This window comes from Nonomuraea dietziae (assembly GCF_014195505.1).
GTDB classification, from domain to species: Bacteria; Actinomycetota; Actinomycetes; order Streptosporangiales; family Streptosporangiaceae; genus Nonomuraea; species Nonomuraea roseola.
On the sequence record NZ_JACIBV010000001.1, the window covers coordinates 8,660,286 to 8,676,290 of the forward strand.

Annotated in this window: 9 protein-coding genes and 3 rRNA genes; 8 read left to right on the forward strand and 4 right to left on the reverse strand. The window is 65.3% G+C overall.

The annotated features are described in order from the left end of the window. Window positions 1-85: 85 nt before the first annotated feature. Window positions 86-1,852 carry an AMP-dependent synthetase/ligase gene (locus tag FHR33_RS41230; RefSeq protein ID WP_183659561.1) on the reverse strand — a complete coding sequence of 589 codons (1,767 nt, stop codon included), beginning with the start codon at window positions 1,850-1,852 and terminating at the stop codon, window positions 86-88. A 156-nt stretch (window positions 1,853-2,008) separates the two neighbouring features. Here FHR33_RS41230 and FHR33_RS41235 point away from each other — a divergent pair, with 156 nt between their 5' ends. The 3 genes from FHR33_RS41235 to FHR33_RS41245 all read left to right on the forward strand — a co-directional run bounded on the left by FHR33_RS41235 (window position 2,009) and on the right by FHR33_RS41245 (window position 6,376). Next, window positions 2,009-3,631 carry a flavin monoamine oxidase family protein gene (locus FHR33_RS41235; protein WP_183659562.1) on the forward strand — a complete coding sequence of 541 codons (1,623 nt, stop codon included), beginning with the start codon at window positions 2,009-2,011 and terminating at the stop codon, window positions 3,629-3,631. A gap of 205 nt (window positions 3,632-3,836) precedes the next feature. Next, window positions 3,837-5,402: an ABC-F family ATP-binding cassette domain-containing protein gene (locus FHR33_RS41240; protein ID WP_183659563.1), complete on the forward strand. Its 1,566-nt coding sequence runs from the start codon at window positions 3,837-3,839 to the stop codon at window positions 5,400-5,402. A gap of 38 nt (window positions 5,403-5,440) precedes the next feature. Further along, entirely contained in the window at window positions 5,441-6,376 is a 936-nt protein-coding gene (locus tag FHR33_RS41245; RefSeq protein ID WP_183659564.1) for a hypothetical protein, read from the forward strand. A 65-nt stretch (window positions 6,377-6,441) separates the two neighbouring features. On the opposite strand, the gene FHR33_RS41250 is transcribed toward FHR33_RS41245, so the two are convergent. Together FHR33_RS41250 and FHR33_RS41255 are read right to left on the reverse strand one after the other, a co-directional pair. Further along, the gene (locus FHR33_RS41250) at window positions 6,442-6,726 is read right to left on the reverse strand and encodes a TFIIB-type zinc ribbon-containing protein (RefSeq protein ID WP_183659565.1); all 285 of its coding nucleotides are present in this window, start codon (window positions 6,724-6,726) and stop codon (window positions 6,442-6,444) included. 58 nt (window positions 6,727-6,784) lie between these two features. Next, entirely contained in the window at window positions 6,785-7,648 is an 864-nt protein-coding gene (locus FHR33_RS41255) for a phosphotransferase (protein WP_312895975.1), read from the reverse strand. A 24-nt stretch (window positions 7,649-7,672) separates the two neighbouring features. Between FHR33_RS41255 and FHR33_RS41260 the strand changes: the two genes are divergently transcribed. The 5 genes from FHR33_RS41260 (at window position 7,673) to FHR33_RS41280 (ending at window position 14,806) form a co-directional block, all read left to right on the forward strand. Beyond that, on the forward strand, window positions 7,673-8,317 hold the full coding sequence (locus FHR33_RS41260) for a P-loop nucleotide/nucleoside kinase family protein (RefSeq protein ID WP_312895976.1): 645 nt from the start codon (window positions 7,673-7,675) through the stop codon (window positions 8,315-8,317). Between the two features lie 369 nt (window positions 8,318-8,686). Further along, a 16S ribosomal RNA gene (locus FHR33_RS41265) occupies window positions 8,687-10,208 on the forward strand. 364 nt (window positions 10,209-10,572) lie between these two features. Then, window positions 10,573-13,678: ribosomal RNA gene (locus tag FHR33_RS41270) — 23S ribosomal RNA — on the forward strand. A 90-nt stretch (window positions 13,679-13,768) separates the two neighbouring features. After that, window positions 13,769-13,885 (forward strand): 5S ribosomal RNA (rrf, locus tag FHR33_RS41275). Together the 16S, 23S and 5S rRNA genes form the textbook arrangement of a ribosomal RNA operon. A 432-nt stretch (window positions 13,886-14,317) precedes the next feature. After that, window positions 14,318-14,806: a DUF5946 family protein gene (locus FHR33_RS41280; protein ID WP_183659566.1), complete on the forward strand. Its 489-nt coding sequence runs from the start codon at window positions 14,318-14,320 to the stop codon at window positions 14,804-14,806. A gap of 515 nt (window positions 14,807-15,321) precedes the next feature. Here FHR33_RS41280 and FHR33_RS41285 read toward each other — a convergent pair. Continuing rightward, window positions 15,322-15,927, reverse strand: coding sequence for a DUF1707 SHOCT-like domain-containing protein (locus FHR33_RS41285; protein WP_183659567.1), 606 nt, complete (start codon window positions 15,925-15,927; stop codon window positions 15,322-15,324). Between the last annotated feature and the right edge of the window lie 78 nt (window positions 15,928-16,005).

A 16,005-nucleotide genomic window follows, 5' to 3' on the forward strand; every position in this document is an offset into this window, starting at 1 on the left:
ACGACCCCATCCCACGGGGCGCGGGCCGGGCTTGCTGTTGAAGAACCCCGGCCCGCGTCCGGAGGAGGGCGCGGGCTCAGGCATCTCAGATGAGGTTGGCGTCCTTGTAGAAGGCGTCCAGCGTGTCGCCGAAGTGCTGCTCCACGACCTTGCGCTTCACCTTCAGGCTCGGCGTCAGCTCCCCGGTCTCCACCGAGAAGTCCGTCCCCAGGATCGCGAACTCCTTGACCGTCTCGTAGCTGGCCAGCGTCTGGTTGACCTGCTTCACCGCCTTCGCGACCTCTTCCCTCATCCGGGGATGCTCGCGCAGCTTCTCCGCCTCGTCGGGCAGGCCCTCGGCCGCCGCCCACGGCCTGACGACCTCCATGTCCAGCGTCACGAGCGCGGTGCAGAAGTTGCGCCTGTCACCGTGGACGAAGACGTGCGACAGGTACGGGCACGCCGCCTTGATGCGACCCTCGATGTAGGTAGGCGCGACGTACTTCCCGCCCGAGGTCTTGATCAGCTCTTTCTTGCGGTCGGTGATGAGCAGCCGCCCAGCCTCGTCCAGTTCGCCGATGTCGCCGGTGCGCAGCCACCCGTCGTCGAGCGTCGCGGCCGTCTCCTCGGGCAGGCCGTGGTAGCCCCGCATGACGCCGCGCCCGCCGATGAGGACCTCGCCGTCCTCGGCGATGCGCACCTCGGTGCCGGGCAGCGGGGGCCCCACCGTGCCGAACCTCACGCTGTCGGGCCTGTTGAGGAAGCTGCCCGCCGACGACTCCGTGAGGCCGTACCCCTCGAGGATCGTCAGCCCCGCGCCGTCGAAGAACTCGGCGATGTCCTGCGACAGGGGCGCCGAGCCCGAGATGAAGTAGCGGATACGCCCTCCGAAGCGGGCCCGCAGCTTGCCGAAGACCAGCCGGTCGGCGAGGGCGTACTCCAGCCTGGTGGTCAGCGGGATCGCCGCCCCTCGCTGGCGGGCCTTGCTGACCCTGATGCCCGTCTGCTTGGCCCACTCGAAGATGCGCAGCTTGGCGCCGCCCTCACGGCGCACGGTCGCGGCCACTGTGTTGTGGATCTTCTCGAAGATGCGCGGCGCGGCGGCCATGAAGGTGGGCCGCAGCTCGCCCAGGTTCTCGGCGATCTTGTCGAGACGACCGTCGATCGCGGTCGGCACGCCGATGTCGATCATCACGACCTGCAGCAGCTTGCCGAACGAGTGCGACAGCGGCAGCCACAGGTAGTGCAGGTCGTCGGGGCCGATGAGGTCGATCCTGCGGACCGCCTCCGCGGCGTAGAGCCAGTTGTCGTGGGTCAGCTCGACGCCCTTGGGCCTGCCGGTGGTGCCCGAGGTGTAGATGAGCGTCGCCAGGTCCTCTTCCTTGATCGCGTCGACCATGGCGTCGAAGTCGCCCTCGCCGCTGACCTGGTCGAGCGGGATGACCCAACCGTCCTCGCTCGCGGTGCCGTCGACGACCAGCACGTGGCGCAGGTCCGGCATCTCGTCGCGGACCGAGACCAGCTTGGCGACCTGGTCGTCGTTCTCGGCGACCACCAGCGTGCTGCCCGAGTCGTTGATCACGAACGCGCACTCGGCGGCGGTGTTGGAGGGGTAGATCGTCGTGGTGGCCGCGCCCGTGGCGAGCACCGCCAGATCGGTGAGGACCCATTCGAGCCTGGTCGAGCAGAGGATGGAGACACGCGACCCGGCGCTCGCGCCGAGAGCGGCCAGGCCGAGGGCCAGTGGGCGGACCCGCTCGCCCACCTCGGCCCACGTCAGCGAGGCCCAGCCTGATCCCGCTGGATGGCGATAGGCCTCGGCGTCGGGCGTGGCCTTGATCCGGTCGCGCAGCAGAGAGGGAATGCTGGACATTCCTGACCTCCGGTGAGGGGTGACGGCTTGGTGCGCACTCTAGGCCGAACGCAGTGTGTCAGTCGATGGCCCTGATCGGTTACGTTGTGCCGACTGTTCGGTGAACGCCTCCGTCTTCACTCTTGGCGACAACACCAACAGGAAGGCGCACCCCCCATGCCTCGCACCGCCGCACTGCGCGCCCTGCAGCGCATCGCCGCCGATCACCACGCCGCCCGCCGCCTGGGCATGCCCGTCGAGGAGGTACGCGGGCTCGGCCGCCGCGAGCTGCTCAGGCGCGCCGCCCTCGCCGGTCTGGGCGCGACCGCCTTCGCCGCCACCCCTGCCGCGGCCCTCGCCGACGTCGTCGCGGACGCTCCCAAGCCGCCGCTCAGGCCCGCCAGGATCGCCGTCGTCGGCGCGGGGATCGCGGGCCTGACCGCCGCGCTCACCCTGCGCGACGCGGGGGCCGAGCCCGTCGTCTACGAGTCGAACACCCGGGTGGGCGGCCGGATGTACACCCAGCGCTCGCTCTGGCTGAACGGCCAGACCTCCGAGATCGGCGGCGAGCTCATCGACGTCGAGCACAAGAAGATGCTCCAGCTGTGCCGCCGCTTCGGCCTCGGCACCGTCAACTTCGCGGGTTCGGGACCCAACGGCGCCGAGGAGGTCCTGCACGTCAACGGCCACTACTATCCGCGCTCACAGGCCGACGCCGACTTCAAGGAGATGTATCAGGACCTCCACGCCGACCTCATGGCCGCGGGCGAGGTCATGTGGAACAACGCCACGCCTGAGGGCATCGCACTGGACAACATGTCCATCCGCGAGTGGATCGACTCGCGCGTGCCGGGCGGATACGCCTCCGACCTGGGCAGGTTCCTCGACGTCGCCTACAACGTGGAGTACGGGGCCGAGACCACCGACCAGTCGTCCCTCGCGCTGGTCCTGCTGCTCGGCTACCAGCCCAACCCCGGCCACTTCAACGTCTGGGGCCTGTCGGACGAGCGTTACCACATCGTCGGGGGCAACGACCAGCTCCCTCAGGCCATCGCCGCCTCGCTCCCCTCCGGCAGCGTGCGGACCGGATGGCGGCTGCTGGCCGTACGGGCCAATGCCGACGGCACGCAGACGCTCACCTTCGAGGGCGGCAGGACGGTCACCGCCGACCACACCGTCCTCACCGTGCCGCTGCCGATCCTGCAGGGCCTCGACCTGTCGAGGGCGGGCTTCGACGCCAGGATGACCAACCTGCTGCGTGACGCCCGCATGGGCCACGTCACCAAGCTCAACATGCAGTTCTCCACCCGCCCCTGGCTCGGCACGGGACCGTGGGACGGGGTGTCGGCCGGCGACTGTTTCACCGACCAGCCGTGGCAGCAGTGCTGGGACACCACCAAGGCGCAGGCCGGCGCCACCGGCGTCCTCATCCAGTACGGCGGAGGCGCCGCCGCCCGCGCGCTCGACCCCTCCACGGCCTTCCCCACGCAGACCGACCCCTACGTCCGCACCCTCGCCGGCTCGGTGCTCGACGGCATCGACACCGTCTTCCCCGGCACCAAGGCGCAGTGGAACGGCAGGGCCCAGCTGTCGGCCTGGCACAAGAACCCGCACGCGCTCGGCGCCTACTCCTACTGGCCCGTCGGCTACCTGCACAGGTACGCCGGGTACGAAGGCGTGCCCCAGGGCAACGTGCACATCGCGGGCGAGCACACCTCCTACGACTTCCAGGGCTTCATGAACGGCGGCGCCACCGAGGGGGAGCGCGCGGCCAACGAGGTGATCGCGAAACTCCGGTGATCACCCTTGCCTGCGGATTTCCGGTCGCGTAACCTACCTGGGTCGTATCACCGAGCCGTGGAGGCTGTTGACGTGAGGTTCTGAGGTCGCGGGCACCGCGCCGTTCCGCCCTGTCTCTGGGCACGTGCGCACCTGGACCTCGGGCGTCTTCGCGGTGGTTCCCGCCATGTCACAAAGTTTCGACTTTTCTGACGGGAGCCTTTCCATGTCATTCTCCGTGGTGATCGACCATGTCTCGTACGGCTGGCCCGACGGGACCCAGGTGCTCAACGGCCTCGACGCCGCCTTCCCCGCCGGCCGTACCGGCCTGATCGGAGCCAACGGCTCGGGCAAGTCCACCCTGCTCAAACTCGTGGCGGGGGAGCTCACCCCCGCCAGCGGCACGGTCAGCGTTGCCGGCAGGGTGGGCTACCTGCCGCAGAACCTGCCCATGCGCGCCGAGCTCACCGTCTCCGACCTGCTCGGCATCAGCGCGACCAGGGCCGCGCTGCACGCGATCGAGTCGGGCGACGTGCGCGAGGAGCACTTCACCACCGTCGGCGACGACTGGGACGTGGAGGAGCGCGCCCTCGGCGCGCTGTCCTCGCTCGGGCTCGACGGCATCGGTTTGGACCGCACGGTGGCGACCCTGTCGGGCGGCGAGGCCGTCATGACGGGGCTGGCCGCGCAGTTCCTGCGCAGGCCCGACGTGCTGCTGCTCGACGAGCCCACCAACAACCTCGACCTGTCGGCCAGGCGGCGCCTCCACGCCGCCGTCGGCGCGTGGCAGGGCGTGCTGTTGGTGGTCAGTCACGACAGGGCGCTGCTCGAACAGGTCGACCAGATCGCCGAGCTGCGCGAGGGGAGCGTGCGCGTGTACGGCGGCAACCTGTCCGACTACGAGCGCATGCTCGAAGCCGAACAGCAGACGGCCGAGCGCCTGGTCAGGACGGCGGAGGCGGACGTGCGCCGCCAGCGCCGCGAGCTGATGGACGCCCGCACCAAGCTGGATCGCCGGGTGCGCTACGGCGCGAAGATGTACGCCAACAAGCGCGAACCGAAGATCATCATGCAGGCGCGCAAGCGCGAGGCCCAGGTGTCGGCGGGCAAGCACCGCATCATGCACACCGAGAAACTGGAGGAGGCGCGTGAGCGGCTGAGCGAGGCCGAACAGGCCGTGCGGGACGACGCGGAGATCCGCATCTCGCTGCCCGAGACCGAGGTGCCCGCGGGACGGATGGTCCTGTCGTTCAACCTGCGGGGCCGTACCGGCATGGAGCGCCTCGAGGTGCGAGGACCTGAGCGGATCGCCCTGCTCGGGCCCAACGGCTCGGGCAAGACCACGCTGCTCAGGGCCATCGTCGAGGCGGGCGCGCAGGTGCCGGTCGGCTACCTGCCGCAGCGGCTCGACCTGCTGGACGAGTCGCTGAGCGTGGTGGGCAACGTGCGGGCGCACGCCCCCACCGCCTCGCCCAACCAGGTGCGCGCCCGCCTGGCGCGCTTCCTGTTCAGGGGCGCGAGGGCCGAGCAGCCGGTGGGCACGCTGTCGGGCGGCGAGCGGTTCAGGGCGACGCTGGCGGCGCTGTTGTCGGCCGAGCCGCCGCCCCAGCTGCTCCTGCTGGACGAGCCGACCAACAACCTCGACCTGGCCAGTGTCAGACAGCTGTCGCAGGCGCTGGCCGCCTACCGGGGCGCGTTGATCGTGGCCAGCCACGATCTGCCGTTCCTCGAGGGGCTCGGGATCACCCGATGGCTCCAGCAGGATCGCGACAGTGGACTGACCGAACCGTAAATTGACGGCAGGGGATCAGCCGGGCGATAGTGTGGCAGATGGTTGCCCCCCGGTTGATCTCCTGCACGCTCGCCGTGGCGATGCTGGCGTTGACGGCCTGCACCTCCACGGTCCAGGGCCAGGGGGAGCCGACGCCATCGGGCGCCTCCCCCTCGACCGGCGAGGCCACCCCTGCCGCGCTCACCGCCGACGCCTACAGGCAAGCGCTGGGCGAGCATCGCGACGGCGTCCGCGAGGCGCTCTCCCAGGTGGCCTCGGCCAAGAGCATCAAGACGCTCGACGCCCGTGTGGAACGTGCCGAAGAGACCCTCCGCGGCGCTTCGGAGAGCCTGTCGGCTCTCGCGCCCCCCGTGGAGGCCAGGGTCCAGCACGAGGCGTACGTCGCCAGCCTGCGCGCTTTCACCACCGAGCTCGGCACCACCCTGGGCAGAGTGGGATCCATGACGGTCTGCACGGCGGGCGGCGTGTTCGCCGACCTGTCGGGCAAGCTGCAGATGCTCGACCAGACGGGAAAGGCGCTGCGGGCGCTCGGCGACTACCCGGCCGACGTCGTGCCGGTGAAGGTGGCGAAGAAGCAGAACAGGCGCCTGGCCAACGGCACGTTCCTGCGCAGCGGGCGGCGCGACGGGCGAGGCTCCCTGCAGATCGACAACGGCGCCTCCCGCGACGCGGTGGTCACCGTGCTGCGCGGCAAGGCCAAGGCGTTCAGCGTCTACGTGCGCAGGAAGTCGTCGTTCAAGGTGCGAGGGGTTCGCGACGGGACCTACGAGGTCTTCTTCACCCACGGGGCCGACTGGGACGGCCGCGCCTTCTCCCGCACCTGCAGTTTCGAGCGGTTCGAGAAGTCGGTGCGGTTCAGGACGACCTACACCTCCACCCAGATCAGATGGCACGACTGGCGCGTCACCCTCCACACGGTGAGCGGCGGCAACGCCCCCACCAAGACGGTCGACCCAGGAGCCTTCCCCGGCTGACCCTCAGGCGCGTGACATGGGAAGGGCCGCGGCCTCTGTCGAGGTCGCGGCCCTTTCACCAGGTCCTAGGAGGAGAACAGCATCCCGAGGAAGCTGTCCTTCTTGCGCCGGTGACCGTAGTGCCCGCCACCGTAGTGCGGAGCGGGCGCGCCCCAGGCGGGAGCCCCGTGCGCGGGAGCTCCGTGCGCGGGAGGCGCGGCGGGCGGGGTGTGGTACTGGGACTCCATGCGAGTCAGGGTCTCCAGCTCGCCGTAGTCCAGGAAGATCCCTCGGCAGTTCTCGCACTGCTCGATGTGGACCCCGTTGCGCTCATAAGTCCGCATGCTTCCGCGGCACTTGGGGCACTGCATCAGGTTGATCTCCTTGCCCTTGGGCGGGATTTTCCTCGGTCGTGCGTGCGCCACTATGTCAGCCCTGCCTGAGGCCGACAATCCTGCCGCACGACTGGATCAACGATTGCTCCACCTCGTCCAGTTCCCGCTCCTCGGCTTCGGCATGGCCGATTGCCACGGCGGCGAGCTGGACGGTCAGCGCCCTGGCGGGAAGGTCGAGCCGCGCCCACGGGTCGGCCGGATCGAGCGCGGGACCGCCCGAGGCCAGGTAGGAGTCGAGGAAGCGGCTCCAGAGCTCGGGTTCGAGCAGCCCGGCCGCGAACCAGGCGGCCGGTCTTGCCAGGTCCCAGGCGGGATCGCCGGTGCCCAGGTCGTCCACGTCGATCAGGAGCCACCTGTCGCCCCTTCTCACCAGCTGCCCCAGGTGCCAGTCGCCGTGGGTGAGCAGCCGGGGGACGGGCTCGGGGTCGGGGAGGGCGGCGTACGCCCGCCGTACCGTCCGCTGGGCGGCGCCGTGCCCCGGCATCGCCTCCACCGCCCGCGCCATGCGCGCGGGCCCGGCGGCCTCGGGCAGCGGCGGCATCATCGTCAGCGGTACGGCGTGCAGGCGCGCCAGCAGCCGCGCGCCCTCCTCCCACGGAGCGGCGTCGGGATCGTCACGGCCGACGGGCACGCCGGTGGGCCAGACGGTCACCGCCCTGTCGCCCACCGTGCGTACCTCGGGATCGAGCGAGGTCAGCAGCAGGCCGGTCAGCGCCGGAGCGTTCGCTGCCCTCAACCGCATCCGCAGGAGGTCGGGATCGTCGCGGACCGAGTGCGCCTTGACGACCACCTCGCCGCGGCGGACGACCACCACGTCGCTTCTGGTGGGATGGGTGACGGGCTCGCCTGTCCCGCCGTACGCGCCGGCCATGCGCGCCAGCTCTGCCTCGAGATCCACCCGCAAAGACTATGAGGTGATTCGGTGCCCATCTCCCCGAGTGCACAGGACGATCCGGCTTCGGGAGGGTGCACTGCGGGCGGCTCCGCTGCGGGAGGGTGCGCTTCGGGAGACCGCGCTGCGGGTGGCTCTGCTTCGGGAGGCTCTGCTTCGGGAGGCTCTGCTTCGGGAGGCTCTGCTTCGGGAGGCTCCGTTCGGCTGGTTCTGCTGTGTGGGTTGCCGGGCTCGGGTAAGACCACCTTGGCCAGGCGGTTGGCCGAGGAACTGCCCGCCGTACGGCTGTGCCCCGACGAGTGGCTGACGGAGCTGGGAATCGACCTGTTCGACGAGGAGGCGCGCGACCTTCTGGAGCGGCAGCTGTGGCGGCACGCTCTCGAGCTGCTCGCGCTCGGGACGAGCGTGATCCTCGAATACGGATTCTGGGGCAGGGCGGAGAGGGACGAGAAACGGCTCGGCGCGCGAGCACTCGGCGTCCCCGTCGAACTTCGCTACCTGGACGTGCCGATGGAGGAGCTGTGCCGCAGAGTCGAGGAGAGATCCGCGGCAGGGGTCCGGGGCACGGTGGCGATCACCGAGGCCATGATGGCGGGGTACGCGGCCCTCTTCCATGCTCCCGACGCGGACGAACTGTCCCTCTTCGACACCTGTGACCGGAATGGCGGACGTTGATTTGACGGGTGGCGGAGGCGTACATAGAGTTCACCAGTCCCAACCAGCCGGCGTTGGCCGTCGGCTGCCCTCCTCGGGCCGGTTCGACAGAAATCAAATGTCGAAGTAAGTTTGAGGGGTTGCCCCGGAAACGGGGCGTCGGAATTCCCGATGATTTCTCGGAAAGAGTCAATTTGACTCCGACCGGGGGAGCTGAAAGAATAAGGGCATAATGAAGCGAGTGCCACCGGGCAGGTGACGGTGAATGCGTCCGTTTCTTGAGAACTCAACAGTGTGTTAAAAGCCAGTGCATGATGCACAACCCCGTCCATTGGACGGATTCCTTTGGTTGGAACATTCATGTTTCAGCCGGGAGAAATTCTCAAACATTGTTTGGAGAGTTTGATCCTGGCTCAGGACGAACGCTGGCGGCGTGCTTAACACATGCAAGTCGAGCGGAAAGGCCCTTCGGGGTACTCGAGCGGCGAACGGGTGAGTAACACGTGAGCAACCTGCCCCTGACTCTGGGATAAGCCCGGGAAACTGGGTCTAATACCGGATACGACCGCCCCCGGCATCGGGTGGTGGTGGAAAGTCTTTTCGGTTGGGGATGGGCTCGCGGCCTATCAGCTTGTTGGTGGGGTAGTGGCCTACCAAGGCGACGACGGGTAGCCGGCCTGAGAGGGCGACCGGCCACACTGGGACTGAGACACGGCCCAGACTCCTACGGGAGGCAGCAGTGGGGAATATTGCGCAATGGGCGAAAGCCTGACGCAGCGACGCCGCGTGGGGGATGACGGCCTTCGGGTTGTAAACCTCTTTCAGCAGGGACGAAGTTGACGTGTACCTGCAGAAGAAGCGCCGGCTAACTACGTGCCAGCAGCCGCGGTAATACGTAGGGCGCAAGCGTTGTCCGGAATTATTGGGCGTAAAGAGCTCGTAGGTGGCTTGTCGCGTCTGCCGTGAAAGCTCGCAGCTTAACTGCGGGTCTGCGGTGGATACGGGCTGGCTAGAGGTAGGTAGGGGAGAACGGAATTCCTGGTGTAGCGGTGAAATGCGCAGATATCAGGAGGAACACCGGTGGCGAAGGCGGTTCTCTGGGCCTTACCTGACGCTGAGGAGCGAAAGCGTGGGGAGCGAACAGGATTAGATACCCTGGTAGTCCACGCTGTAAACGTTGGGCGCTAGGTGTGGGGATCTTCCACGATCTCCGTGCCGGAGCTAACGCATTAAGCGCCCCGCCTGGGGAGTACGGCCGCAAGGCTAAAACTCAAAGGAATTGACGGGGGCCCGCACAAGCGGCGGAGCATGTTGCTTAATTCGACGCAACGCGAAGAACCTTACCAAGGCTTGACATCGCCCGGAAAGCTGCAGAGATGTGGCCCTCTTCGGACTGGGTGACAGGTGGTGCATGGCTGTCGTCAGCTCGTGTCGTGAGATGTTGGGTTAAGTCCCGCAACGAGCGCAACCCTTGCTCCATGTTGCCAGCAGGCGCTTCGGCGTGCTGGGGACTCATGGGGGACTGCCGGGGTCAACTCGGAGGAAGGTGGGGATGACGTCAAGTCATCATGCCCCTTATGTCTTGGGCTGCAAACATGCTACAATGGCCGGTACAGAGGGTTGCGATACCGTGAGGTGGAGCGAATCCCTAAAAGCCGGTCTCAGTTCGGATTGGGGTCTGCAACTCGACCCCATGAAGTCGGAGTCGCTAGTAATCGCAGATCAGCAACGCTGCGGTGAATACGTTCCCGGGCCTTGTACACACCGCCCGTCACGTCACGAAAGTCGGCAACACCCGAAGCCCGTGGCCCAACCAGCTTGCTGGGGGGAGCGGTCGAAGGTGGGGCTGGCGATTGGGACGAAGTCGTAACAAGGTAGCCGTACCGGAAGGTGCGGCTGGATCACCTCCTTTCTAAGGAGCAGCTGGTCGAAGGCGCGAGTCTTCGGTCTACGTCGAGGTCATCAGCGAACGTCTGATGCTCGGCAGCTCATTAGTGGAGCACTGGCTACTCAACCAGGTCTGGTTGCCTGCGGGTTAGTACCGCCTTCTTCGGAGGGAGTGGGAACGGCCGCGAGGGGGCTGGAACTGGTTGGACACACTGTTGGGTCCTGAGGAAACGGACCGGATCATGGGGCCACCCGCTGCGGGTTTCGCATGGTGGTCTGATCCTTCTGTTCCGCCTCATACAGGGCTAGCGAAGAACCATCTTGGTGTGGTTTGGAGCTGGTTGCTGTTTGTTGTTTGAGATTTGCATAGTGGACGCGAGCATCTTTGTGGCCAAGTTTTTTAGGGCACACGGTGGATGCCTTGGCATCAGGAGCCGATGAAGGACGTGGGAGGCTGCGTTAAGCCTCGGGGAGTCGCCAACCAGACGTTGATCCGGGGATGTCCGAATGGGGAAACCTAGCACCAGTCATGTGGTGTTGCCTCCGCCTGAATGTATAGGGCGGTTGGTGGTAACGCGGGGAAGTGAAACATCTCAGTACCCGTAGGAAGAGAAAACAACAGTGATTCCGTGAGTAGTGGTGAGCGAAAGCGGATGAGGCTAAACCGTTTGCGTGTGATAGCCGGCAGGCGTTGCGCAAGCGGGGTCGTGGGACCCTCTGGTGGTTTCTGCCGAGACCACAAACAGTGAGAAACCTGTCTGATAGTTGAAGCCTCTGGGAAGGGGCGCCGTAGACCGTGAGAGCCGGGTAGGCGAAATCGGATGGGCTGTTTGAGGGGATCCCAAGTAGCACGGGGCCCGAGAAATCCTGTGTGAATCTGCCAGGACCACCTGGTAAGCCTAAATACTCCCTGATGACCGATAGTGCACTAGTACCGTGAGGGAAAGGTGAAAAGTGCCCCGGTGAGGGGTCGTGAAATAGTACCTGAAACCGTGTGCCTACAAGCCGTAGGAGCTTACATCAGCTTGCTGGTGTGTGATGTGACTGCGTGCCTTTTGAAGAATGAGCCTGCGAGTTATGGTGTGTGGCGAGGTTAACCCGTGTGGGGGAGCCGTAGCGAAAGCGAGTCTGAATAGGGCGTTTGAGTCGCATGCTGTAGACCCGAAGCGGAGTGATCTACGCATGGGCAGGTTGAAGCGAGGGTAAGACCTCGTGGAGGACCGAACCCACCAGGGTTGAAAACCTGGGGGATGACCTGTGTGTAGGGGTGAAAGGCCAATCAAACTCCGTGATAGCTGGTTCTCCCCGAAATGCATTTAGGTGCAGCGTCACGTGTTTCTTGCCGGAGGTAGAGCACTGGATGGCCGATGGGCCCGACAAGGTTACTGACGTCAGCCAAACTCCGAATGCCGGTAAGTGAGAGCGTGGCAGTGAGACTGCGGGGGATAAGCTCCGTAGTCGAGAGGGAAACAGCCCAGATCACCGACTAAGGCCCCTAAGCGTGTGCTAAGTGGGAAAGGATGTGGAGTCGCAGAGACAACCAGGAGGTTGGCTTAGAAGCAGCCACCCTTGAAAGAGTGCGTAATAGCTCACTGGTCAAGTGATTCCGCGCCGACAATGTAGCGGGGCTCAAGTACACCGCCGAAGTCGTGGCATTGACCCCTTTGCGGGGTTGATGGGTAGGGGAGCGTCGTGCAGCCGGCGAAGCAGCAGAGTGATCTAGTTGTGGAGGCTGTGCGAGTGAGAATGCAGGCATGAGTAGCGAATGCAGGGTGAGAAACCCTGCCGCCGAATGACCAAGGGTTCCTGGGCCAGGCTAATCCGCCCAGGGTAAGTCGGGACCTAAGGCGAGGCCGACAGGCGTAGTCGATGGACAACGGGTTGATATTCCCGTACCCGCTTTAACACGCCCATATCGAACCTCGTGATGCTAAGAGTCCTTAAGCCCCGCAGCGTCCTTCGGGACAAGTGGTGAGGCTGAACGCTCGATCCGATCGGGTAGTAGGTAAGCGATGGGGTGACGCAGGAAGGTAGTCCAACCCAGGCGATGGTTGTTCCTGGGGTAAGCATGTAGGGAGTGTCGTAGGCAAATCCGCGACGCATGTATCCTGAGATGTGATGCCGAGCCGATTGTGGCGAAGTGGATGATCCTATGCTGCCGAGAAAAGCCTCTAGCGAGTGTTGTGGCGGCCCGTACCCTAAACCGACTCAGGTGGTCAGGTAGAGAATACCGAGGCGATCGGGTGAACTGTGGTTAAGGAACTCGGCAAATTGCCCCCGTAACTTCGGGAGAAGGGGGACCTCTGCTGGTGACGAAACTAGCTTTCTGAGCTGGTGGGGGTCGCAGTGGCCAGGGGGAAGCGACTGTTTACTAAAAACACAGGTCCGTGCGAAGTCGTAAGACGATGTATACGGACTGACGCCTGCCCGGTGCCGGAACGTTAAGGGGACCGCTTAGCGCAGCAATGCGCGAAGGTGAGAACTTAAGCGCCGGTAAACGGCGGTGGTAACTATAACCATCCTAAGGTAGCGAAATTCCTTGTCGGGTAAGTTCCGACCTGCACGAATGGCGTAACGACTTCCCCGCTGTCTCAACCGCAGACCCGGCGAAATTGCACTACGAGTAAAGATGCTCGTTACGCGCAGCAGGACGGAAAGACCCCGGGACCTTCACTACAGCTTGACATTGGCGTTTGGAACGTCTTGTGTAGGATAGGTGGGAGACTGTGAAGCTCGGACGCTAGTTCGGGTGGAGTCATTGGTGAAATACCACTCTGGTCGTTTTGAACGTCTAACTCTGGTCCGTGATCCGGATCGGGGACAGTGTCTGGTGGGTAGTTTAACTGGGGCGGTTGCCTCCTAAAGAGTAACGGAGGCGCCCAAAGGTTCCCTCAGCCTGGTTGGCAATCAGGTGTCGAGTGTAAGTGCACAAGGGAGCTTGACTGTGAGACTGACGGGTCGAGCAGGAGCGAAAGCTGGGACTAGTGATCCGGCGGTGGCATGTGGAAGCGCCGTCGCTCAACGGCTAAAAGGTACCCCGGGGATAACAGGCTGATCTTCCCCAAGAGTCCATATCGACGGGATGGTTTGGCACCTCGATGTCGGCTCGTCGCATCCTGGGGCTGGAGTAGGTCCCAAGGGTTGGGCTGTTCGCCCATTAAAGCGGTACGCGAGCTGGGTTTAGAACGTCGCGAGACAGTTCGGTCCCTATCCGCTGCGCGCGCAGGAGACTTGAAAGGGGCTGTCCCTAGTACGAGAGGACCGGGACGGACGAACCTCTGGTGTGCCAGTTGTACCGCCAGGTGCACGGCTGGTTGGCTACGTTCGGAAGGGATAACCGCTGAAAGCATCTAAGCGGGAAGCTCGCCTTGAGATGAGGTCTCCCACCACGTGAGTGGGTAAGGCTCCCGGTAGACGACCGGGTTGATAGGCCGGAGGTGGAAGCACGGTAACGTGTGGAGCTGACCGGTACTAATAGGCCGAGGACTTGACCACAAAGCACGCTTTTCATTAAGCACTGTTGCTCGCGTCCACTAGGCAATTCTGAAACAACAAGCACGTCTGTGTTTGACAGTTTCATAGGGTTGCGGCGGTTATAGCGCAGAGGAAACACCCGGTTACATTCCGAACCCGGAAGTTAAGCTCTGCAGCGCCGATGGTACTGCACTCGGGAGGGTGTGGGAGAGTAGGTCGCCGCCGCGCAATCTTTGTATGGAAGGGTCTCGCCTTATGGTGGGGCCCTTTCTGCATGTTCGGGGTCTTTTCTGTTGCCCGGGCCGGGGAGGCAGCAATGGGCCGGATACGCGGATGCTGGCCTCGCGCCTCTAATCGCCTCGCCCCACGCGAAATCCTGTTTCCAGTACGCCAGCCGCTTCGCGTACTGCCAGGTCTCGGGGCGTGCAGGACCATGGCCCGGTAGGACAAAGGCGTGCGGGGCCGTAGCCCGGCAAGACAAGGGGGTGCGGGGCCGTAGCCCGGTAAGACAAAAGGATGCAGGGCCATAGTCGGGTAAGACAAAGGGGGTACGGGGCCATAACGGTAGGACAAAGGCGTGCAGGGCCATAACGGAGTAGGACACGGGGCAAGCCTGAAATCCGGTCGACATGGTTGTTGCCGGCCACCTATGGTGCAGCCATGCCAGACAGTCCCCTCATCGGTCAGTGCGACTGCGGTGCGACCGCCGGCCCGCTGGGCGTGTGCGCAGATTACTACCACGCGATCCTGGCCGAAGAGCAGGCCGATCCTGAGATGTACAGATGGCACGCGCCTGTGGTCTGCGCGTATCTCCTGCAGCATCCCTCCAGAGGGCATGAGAAGTACCTCGACAGTCAGTTCCGCTACCTGCAGTTCTACGTGGACAAGGGCCTTGACGCGCTGCTTCGCGTGGCCGCTCATCAGGTGGCGCGGAACAATCACAGGGCGCGGTCGGGCTACGACATGACGCCAGTGGCAACGTACGCGCCGCTGCCGCTGGGTCGAACACCCCGGTATTTCCGCGCCACGTTCTGCGAGCTGCCGTGCAGCGACGGCAGCTTTGTCTCCGATGGGCATCTGGCATACGGGCGCCGTATCGAAACCATCGCCGAAGCGACGCTGGAGGCATGGCGATCCCTCCAGGCCTGAAACTCCAAGGCCTGCGTCTGGTGATTCGTCGAGGCTGGACACATCAAGGCTTGCGCATGGCGATCCGTCCAGGCCTGTGACTCCAAGGCTTGCGTCTGGTGATTCGTCGAGGCTGGACACTTCAAGGCTTGCGCATGGCGATCCGTCCAGGCCTGTGACTCCAAGGCTTGCGTCTGGTGATTCGTCGAGGCTGGACACTTCAAGGCTTGCGCATGGCGATCCGTCCAGGCCTGAGACTTCAAGGCCTGCGCGCTGCTATTCGGGTAGGCCTGTTTGGTTGGAGCCTCACGACCGGACGGCGGCCAGGTCGTGGTGCATCACCGAAGTCGTGGCGTACTGAAGCTGTCGCGTCGGCGGACACCTCCGCCGAACCCGATTACCCGGTGTCCAGGGGAGGAGCAGGAACGGTTCGTCAGCGGCGGTGCCGTGGTTGACGACAGGCCGTAGCACGGCGGCGCGCCCGCACCACGCGTGAGATGTCAGGCCCGGATACCGCGGTATCCGGGCCTGACATGTCATCGGCCCGGCTCCTGCCATCGGGTGTCGAGCCGGCCGTGTCGCAGGCGGCCTACCAGGCGGACGTGCAGCGTCTCCGGTGTGTGGTCGCCCGCGTCCCTGCTGATTCCCAGACTGCTGTGCCGCACCGACAGCTCGTTGGCGTCCACCACTATGCCCGGTGCGAGGACCAGCTCCACGGTGCCGCCGCGCACCTGTAGCTCGATGACCAGTTCGGGGGCGCTGCGCACCGCGCTGGTCAGGTCCAGCATCACGTCGCACCACGCGGTGCGCAGCGCCAGCCGGTGCGGCAGCGTCCACCGGCCCTCACGGCGCACCGAGCCGTGACGCTCGTGGATGGTGAGCAGTTCGGCGGCCGGCTCGGCCGGTGTCCCGGCGAACGGCAGCGTGAGTGCGCCGTCGCCGCCTGGCACCGCGACCAGGTCGGTGATGAGCGGGGCCAGCGCGTCGATGGTGCGGGCGGTCAGCGCCGCGTCCAGTCGCTCGTCGAACTCCACCGGGTCGAGCCGGCCGTCGGCGACGGCGGCGCGCAGCTGTTCGATGACCAGGTCGCGGTCCGTGTCGGACGCGCGCAGCGCGGGTGAGCTGGGCGGATCTGCCGGCATCCGGCCTCCTCCGTGGCGAGGTGGCGGCAACGCGCCACCGAAATTGTTGGCTGATCGGTCAAGGGAGACAGCTACCTA

Coding starts and splice junctions, on each gene's coding strand:
- FHR33_RS41230 (WP_183659561.1), bottom strand. CDS start 1,852: ATGTCCAGCATTCCCTCTCTGCTGCGCGACCGGATCAAGGCCACGCCC.
- FHR33_RS41235 (WP_183659562.1), top strand. CDS start 2,009: ATGCCTCGCACCGCCGCACTGCGCGCCCTGCAGCGCATCGCCGCCGAT.
- FHR33_RS41240 (WP_183659563.1), top strand. CDS start 3,837: ATGTCATTCTCCGTGGTGATCGACCATGTCTCGTACGGCTGGCCCGAC.
- FHR33_RS41245 (WP_183659564.1), top strand. CDS start 5,441: ATGGTTGCCCCCCGGTTGATCTCCTGCACGCTCGCCGTGGCGATGCTG.
- FHR33_RS41250 (WP_183659565.1), bottom strand. CDS start 6,726: ATGCAGTGCCCCAAGTGCCGCGGAAGCATGCGGACTTATGAGCGCAAC.
- FHR33_RS41280 (WP_183659566.1), top strand. CDS start 14,318: ATGCCAGACAGTCCCCTCATCGGTCAGTGCGACTGCGGTGCGACCGCC.
- FHR33_RS41285 (WP_183659567.1), bottom strand. CDS start 15,927: ATGCCGGCAGATCCGCCCAGCTCACCCGCGCTGCGCGCGTCCGACACG.